This is a genomic window from Brevibacterium antiquum CNRZ 918 (genome assembly GCF_900169145.1).
Classification (GTDB): Bacteria; Actinomycetota; Actinomycetes; order Actinomycetales; family Brevibacteriaceae; genus Brevibacterium; species Brevibacterium koreense.
The window spans coordinates 1-6,940 of record NZ_FXZD01000031.1 but is presented as its reverse complement, the minus strand read 5'-3'; the positions used below and the strand labels follow the sequence as shown (position 1 = coordinate 6,940).

Here is a 6,940-nt window from a genome sequence, read left to right as displayed (position 1 = left end):
TCGTTTCTGCTTGAGCATGAATGACGAGCTCGACGGCACGAGCCTTGAGCTCGTCGGTATATTTCACTGGCATGAGAGAATCTCCTTCTTCCAATCTCCCTGCCTCTATTATCCCCGGGGCGATCCACTGGGAGTAGTTGGGTTTGTCTGCGCCGCGGTGGTGAAGTTCGGCATTCGCTTTATCCGCACACCGAGTAGTAGGTCTTAGTAGTACTAGGTCAGGGTCAAAGCGGCGCTGGGTTGGACAGATCTGTCAGCGAATGCACCCTACCGTTTAACAATTTTGTTGAGCTCGCATACCTGATGGACAGAATTGGGAACTGTTTTCGCTGAGTCAGCTCTCTAGCGGTCATCTGGGTCCCGCTCGTCAGAGATGGTTGCCCTGCCTTCGAGTTCGCTCGACAATTCGCGGATAAGGCGGTTGCCTTCATCGATAAACCATTGGTGATTCTCTTCGGAGTCCCACCCCGAATCTGGGTAATCGACGACGGGGTTGAAGTGAGAGCTCCAGAAGTCCATGTAAGCATGGAGATCGTCGGCCAGGTCCGCTGAAATTGGGAGGTCTGAAGTCCCCACTGCAATGTCGTCGGTGTCATGGCTCCACAGCGGTTCCTTCCGCCCCCAGTCGGGAAAGAATCGAATCTCGATTGGCGAGTTCATAGAACACAACTCTGCGTGCGGCTTCGCCGGATTACGCAGGGACTTTCTCTTTTCAGCTTCCCGAACGAATGAGAGCCCCAAGGACCAACCAAGCGGTACAAGGGCAATCGGAACACAGACCACCGAAACCACGACCGCTGCCACATAGGCGCTTATCCAACCATCCTCGATCGTGCCTGCCCACAACCATACGAAAATGCAGAAGCCGACAAGGAGTATGGACACGGACGCTACTGCGATGTATGCGATCTTCGCGCCTTTGGATTCAGGAATCAAAATTCGTTCTCCTCTCTCAGGTGTGCTGGCGGCATGTCCGATGTTCCGAATCACGGGTTTCGTCTGCGGATGATAGTTATTCTTATCGGCAAGGGCGGCGCCGTCGTTGTGTGAATTGTCGACTGCCTCCGCCGCTCGTTCGTCGCAGTGTTGTAAGTGTGTGCCACGGATCGTTGAGGCCGGTGTGGCATATTGAGATCAGACCATAATGGCAGGGGTATAGGGGAGATTCGCGGTGAGCAATAGTGACTCGGTGCACATGATGATCATAGCCACTGACGAATCGGTAGAGCTGTATCACATGGAAGATGTGCAGTGGGTGGAGTGGGTGCTACTCGGCTGGTTCGTCGTTGGTGCCGCCATCGCGGTCTGGTTCCTGACCATCATCGTGAAAAGGCAACACGCATGGTTGCCGCTCACTCTCCTCGGTGTCGCCTCTGTGAGCCTGATCGCCGGGGGATTCTGGGTCCAGTTGGGCTCCGGAGCTTATAGGGACAGTGAGGCACTGTGGGCCTGCCCTTCGGGTCTCAACGCTATGCGAATCACCGAAGCGAACGGATATCCGTTGTCGGATGGAATCGTTCGATGTCGTGCCGACGCGAAAAGGAACGTGGCAGTCGGCGCAGCGATGGCGGGCGCGGGGGTAATTCTGGCATTCGGTTCGCCTCTCGTCGGTCGACGTCCAAAGGCAGTGGTGCCCGCATAGCCGGGCGGAGTTGCAAGCCAGCTTCGCATGTCGTCGCTAGTCAATTTTTCTTCTCCGACCGCTTGTTCAGTGCAGGATTTCCCTCACCATGCGTCTTGCGTCCTCGTGCCGTTCTCGGGAATCTTTCGTAAGTGCTGAACGTCGCAGGTGATGCTTCCAAATGTCAGGGAGCCGTGCGGAAAGTGCGTTCCGCCCACTGGCGATGTGATAAAGGGAAGCTCGACGCCGAGGCGTGTGTCGACCAGCGGCTGACCTCCGACCGCATTTGTCTCTTGGGCGGGAGCCTGCGTCAGTGCTCTATGCGCTTCGTAGCTGATGGTCCGCGTGCGCCGTCAGAAGACTCTCTGGCTAATTGATCTCTTCGACACGAGTTGCATCTCTAAGCGCCTCGGAGCTCATAAGGCGTATATTGCAGCTTTCCATGCTCTTGCCGCGGCCATGACGCTTTCGCTGGCCGAGTGCTCTTTCGGTGGAGACAATCACACACATGACGTGTCGTTGGTCCACCGCGCGATTGATGTCGCGCAGAAGTCGGCTGCAGCGACTCGCTCCTCGGGAGTCGTCGAATCAGCGACGTTCAGCATACGGGCGTGCACGTCCACTAGTGTGTGGCGCACATCCTGACTGGTTAGTGCTATTGGTTACGCCGCGATCGAGCTTTGATCAGCAGTATTTTGCGTGGCGAGATCGAGCCGAATCTCGAGGCGGGGAAGAAGAGGCGTTCGGCCTAGTTCGATCCATTCGTGGGGGTGTTTCGTGTGCTTGATCGTCAGGATTCGAGAGCGTTGCGCACGGCGCCGATGATCGCATTCGGTGGGAGCCCGAGACTGCGCATCTCGGCGACGTAGGTCTCCGTGAGCGCCGCCGCGTTCCGGATCGTTTCCGCATCGGCTCCCGTGGGCGGGGCGACGATTGTTCCGTTGCGGCCTTGGGTAACCAGATACCCTTCGGACTCGAGCTCCCGGTAGCTGCGTGCCACGGTACTAGGGGCCAACGCGAGGTCCGCAGCGAGTCGTCGGACCGAGGGGAGTTTGGTCCCGGGTGCCAGTTCGCCCGTGGCGATCTGCGCGACAAGTTGCCGCCGTAACTGCTCGAACGGGGGTTGCGTGTGACCCGGGTCGATACGCAGTGTGGTCACGACGGGCTCACACCGTTTGGCCACAGGCGACGCTGTTCGTGGCCTCGGCGGACGCCGCTGAGCCAGGCGCCGATCGGCCCCGCTGCTATCAGCGCGATGAGGCCCAGGAATAGTGGGAGTGCGATGAACCCGAGCATAGTGCTCAGCTCGTTGTGCTCTCGGTAGAATCCGTTCGTCGTCAGTGCCTCGAGGGGCAAAATGCCCCAGAGGAAGATCGCGAGACTCGCTGTCACGACGGTGAAGCTCATCAACTGCCTCAGGCCGTCGGCGCGTTCGGCATCGTCCCATGCGAGTTCTAGGTCGGAGCCGTTGCGCGCCGGTGCTGCGAGTACTCGCCGCGTCGAGTAGAGGGATATGCCCCACAGTAGCAGCGCGAGGCCGGTCGCGAACATGCTCAGGGGGATTTGTGTGCCGCGAGTCTCGGGAGGTATTTGTAGGAGCAAGATTGCGCCTCCGGCGGAGGCGAGGAGGAGTGCTCCGGGTACAGCCCAGTATCCGAAGCGTTCCCCGGGAGTGAGGTAATCGGCATGTTGAGTCGAGCGGGTCCGCGCGATTAATGGGCGCTGCTCCTCGGGTGCCGGGCGGTGGGAGACGATTGCCCATGCGCCGCCGAGGCTCGTACCTACGCCGGTGAGCACCAGGATCAATGCGCCGCCCCACGAGTCCTGTTGGCCCAAGCTGATTGCAATCAATGTACCCGCGGCGATCGCGACGAGTCCGCCGATCTGCATGCCGCGTTGCCGGCGGAGGATGCGCTTGACGACGGGGCGGCTGACTTCTTCAGTGACGGGCAGTCCGACGGACTGTGCGTACTTGCGCATCGCTATCGAGTTGGTTCGATGTGTGCCTCGCCGTGTGAGATCGGAGGCGGGCAAGATGAACGAGACCATAGCGATGACAATCCAGATAGCGATGCTCATGACTGACCTCCGTAAAGAACCAACATCGATAATGTACTGATACAAACATCGTGATGTCAATCCTCGTCTGACCATTCGGGTAAACCCCAGTTCGGTGAACGTGCCTACCGCGTGATTGAGAACTCATCGTGTCCGAGCGGCGTCGGTAGTAGCGGGTCCTTTTAGCGTCGTCAAGGCCGGTCTCCTGTGTTGTGACGGACGCCCGCGGTGTCTCAATACCCATCAGCGGTGTGAGTTTGGTTCTGGCACACGTTTGTGCAACAGATGTGGCGTGGTTTGGCGCAAGAGTGAGCGCGCCAAATGGGACGTTCCAGAAAGGATCGTTTGCGCGCCGCTTTGCATGGGTTGCCGGGGAGGCATCACGATTGTGCAACAGTCGACGGCAACCCCGGAACCTGCTTGCGCGTTCCTCCGCTCGAGTCCGACCTGGTGTCTCGTGGGCAAAACAATGTCTTGTAACCCATCTGTTTTGAGACACTGCAGTTATGAGACAGAAGCCGAACGACAACCTGCTGGGAAAGACTGGTCACCTGAATCGGGCTCTCATACGAAGTCAGACATAAATCGCGACGGGAATGAACTTAACAGAAGTGCCCCGCGCCCGTGACTCCAACCGAAGATTCAAATATTCAGAGGGATCGAGTTCGTCCAGTGGAGAGTTCTCTTGCTCAGCGCGCTCGTGTTCATCAGAAATCACGTCCTGATTAGAATCAACATTGATTTTGTCAGTCAACTTAGTGCCTTGAACCTCTGGTGCCTCGTTGGGCGTCTCGACCATAGCATTGACAGCCATCGGATTCAGCCGGTCAAGGATCTTGTTGCGGTTGAGAACAGGCAGGTCTTCAGTCGCCGACGGTTGTAATACGTCCTCACGATCCAGATCACGATCGCGATCCTTAACTGTTCCCGACTCGCGGGCCGTGCTGGCGGTCGCGTCCGGGACCTTGTAGATGTACGGGTGCAGCTTCTTGGGCACCCCCGCCGACGATTCTCGTCATCGGAGAGGTGAGCATGCACTTGAGGAGCGAGTAGATGCAACCAATTCGTTATCATGACTCTGCAATCACTTGGCGAAGTCGAGCTAAGATCAGCGAAAGGTGATATTTCTCTGATTCACTCGGTACGACCATTATGCTTTGTATATGCGCAACGTCTCCGAAATAACACCAGCAGCTAAGGCGGAAAGGGCAGATTTGTGTATTTGATAAGAATAGGTGGCGCTGTCAGCGCATTGTTCATGACACTGTCGGCGCAGGCGATTAATAATCAACTGGAAATGCCGGTCCAACTCGATTACACAATGCATCTAATCGGTGCATCACTTCTTATGCTAGCGGCTACACTGAACGCAGCATGCGTCCCTAAATCATCGAGCGTTCCGCCGTTGACGGGAGTGCTCCAATTTGTATTGCTGGTAGCCGGTCTTTCCGCTTCGCTCGCGATGGTTTCGATAGTAGAAGCATCGGTGGATCAACTGCTGGCATCAATAGTTCTAGTTATAATTATCCCACTGTGCGCAACAGCTTCAGCCGTTATATCAATTGCCGTAATTGTCGAATGGATTGCAAAGGCGCAACGTGAAAGGAGTAAGCGCTCGACTCCTCATTGAATCGCAAATTAAATGAAAAGAGAACGAAGTGAAATTTGTTTCTGCTGCTACTGCAATAGCCTGTATTAGCGTACTAATTGGCGCCTATACGGCTACTCCTGCTTCCACCGCCGAGGTGAGTGGTGATCCGATCATTGTCAATGAGGACAGTGAAGAAACGCCTGAGGAGAAGGTTGACTACGAATCCCCCTCTGAGCTTGCGGCTGACGAGTTGAAATTGAACAGCGAGGTTGGGTCTGGCGTTCAGCCGGCACCGGCTCTGGACCCTTTCGCCGCCTCCTCCGGACCGTCGAAAGTCGGTGTGCCCAGCGGGTACATCTACTGTTCTGCAAGCAATCGGAAGAAACTAGCCAAGTGCAAGCCTGCGGCCTGGCACGACTACTGCACATACTCACCCGACCAGCCGGAATTCCGCTTTGGAGATGCACGGTTGACCGTCGATTTTCGCGGCCCGTGCGCCCGTCACGATATGGCCATTCAAAGCATCGTCAAAAAGGGCGGTTCGCTGTCATCTAAGAAATCCAAGCGGCGAAGCGCCGATAGCACTTTTAAGTCGCGAATGTTTCAGAACTGCGATAACAAATTTTCCTCCAGTAGCGCAACATCTAAAGCCGTGAAGAAAACTTGTCGTAAAACTTCTACGACATACTATAAAACTGTCGCTAATAAAACTGAAAGCTGGAACGGGAAAGCTCCGTGATGCTGAGCGCACGGCTCAATTAGAGCTGGAAATCACCGCGATAGAACGGCATGCACGAGTCAGTGCAGCGAATTGCTAGAATGCGCCTTCGGCCTGACTAGTGTGTGCCGTTCTATTTCCGTTGGAGACGGTTTTTGAATAAGGCTGATAGCGCTCCGCGCTATTTGCGGAGAGTCGTGCATTGTCCTGTTTTATCCTCAGCAACTATATAGGCAAATGAGTGGGTGCGAGGGCCTCGTCCGGAGATTGCCAAGCTTTCTTCAATTCGAAATCCTGCTTCTCGGAAAAAGACCACTTCAGTACGAATCTCGTCCATGGACAGGCGTAGCAGTTGGAGTACATCTAGAGAGTGCGTGTCCGCCGGTAGAAGGTGGCTCTGGACACTCTAAGATCCCGGGCGACTTGCGCGTCGGATTCGCCGCTGTCAATGAGGCGGATGGTGTTGCGGATCTGGCTGTCAGCGATTTGGCGCGGCCGGCACCCGAGACCGCGGCCAGCTTCGCGGCGTTTATTGGTGGAGTCGGTGATGCGTTCGCGTTTGATCTCGTGTTCCATCTGAGCGAGTGCAGCCAAGATCGTGAAGAGCATCGAGCCCAGGGGTGTTGCTGGGCGAAGGAGAGCATGTTCTGCGTCGACCGACCAAGGCGGTCGAGGGTAGTGATGACGAGAGTATCGATCCCGTTGTCGAACGCTGGCCGTGACGCTCGAGCTCCAGAAACTCCGCGTTCGACGTAGAGGTCATCGCGGCGCACGCCGGCGGCTAGGAGATCGGCTTCTTGACGATCAGTGGACTGATCCCGGGTCCGGAATTTTTCAAGTCAAGCGGTACCAGGGTGAGTGAGGCAGTGGTTAGGCTGCCTCTGTTTCGGTGCCCTCCTTTGGTTGGTTGATCCATGCCGGTCCGGGTAGGGCCAGGATCTTGGGATCGGTG

The 6,940-nt window shown here is 56.5% G+C and carries 6 protein-coding genes and 1 pseudogene; 2 read left to right on the top strand and 5 right to left on the bottom strand.

The features are described from left to right. Positions 1-342: 342 nt before the first annotated feature. Entirely contained in the window at positions 343-990 is a 648-nt protein-coding gene (locus tag BANT918_RS16995; protein WP_133067150.1) for a hypothetical protein, read from the bottom strand. Between the two features lie 181 nt (positions 991-1,171). On the opposite strand from BANT918_RS16995, the gene BANT918_RS16990 reads away from it, so the two are divergent. Next, the gene (locus BANT918_RS16990) at positions 1,172-1,642 is read left to right on the top strand and encodes a hypothetical protein (RefSeq protein ID WP_145997016.1); all 471 of its coding nucleotides are present in this window, start codon (positions 1,172-1,174) and stop codon (positions 1,640-1,642) included. A gap of 769 nt (positions 1,643-2,411) precedes the next feature. On the opposite strand, the gene BANT918_RS17885 is transcribed toward BANT918_RS16990, so the two are convergent. The 3 genes from BANT918_RS17885 to BANT918_RS16975 all read right to left on the bottom strand — a co-directional run bounded on the left by BANT918_RS17885 (position 2,412) and on the right by BANT918_RS16975 (position 4,676). Further along, positions 2,412-2,780 carry a GntR family transcriptional regulator gene (locus BANT918_RS17885; RefSeq protein ID WP_009885454.1) on the bottom strand — a complete coding sequence of 123 codons (369 nt, stop codon included), beginning with the start codon at positions 2,778-2,780 and terminating at the stop codon, positions 2,412-2,414. After that, positions 2,777-3,700, bottom strand: coding sequence for a hypothetical protein (locus BANT918_RS17880; RefSeq protein WP_009885455.1), 924 nt, complete (start codon positions 3,698-3,700; stop codon positions 2,777-2,779). Before BANT918_RS17880 ends, BANT918_RS17885 begins: the two co-directional genes overlap by 4 nt. 553 nt (positions 3,701-4,253) lie before the next feature. Further along, positions 4,254-4,676, bottom strand: a complete 423-nt coding sequence (locus tag BANT918_RS16975; RefSeq protein WP_009885456.1) for a hypothetical protein — start codon at positions 4,674-4,676, stop codon at positions 4,254-4,256. Positions 4,677-5,337: 661 nt separating this feature from the next. On the opposite strand from BANT918_RS16975, the gene BANT918_RS16970 reads away from it, so the two are divergent. Continuing rightward, entirely contained in the window at positions 5,338-6,009 is a 672-nt protein-coding gene (locus BANT918_RS16970) for a phospholipase A2 (protein WP_101621245.1), read from the top strand. Between the two features lie 342 nt (positions 6,010-6,351). Here BANT918_RS16970 and BANT918_RS16965 read toward each other — a convergent pair. Next, positions 6,352-6,812: pseudogene (locus BANT918_RS16965) on the bottom strand (recombinase family protein); the annotation flags it as partial. Positions 6,813-6,940: the final 128 nt, after the last annotated feature.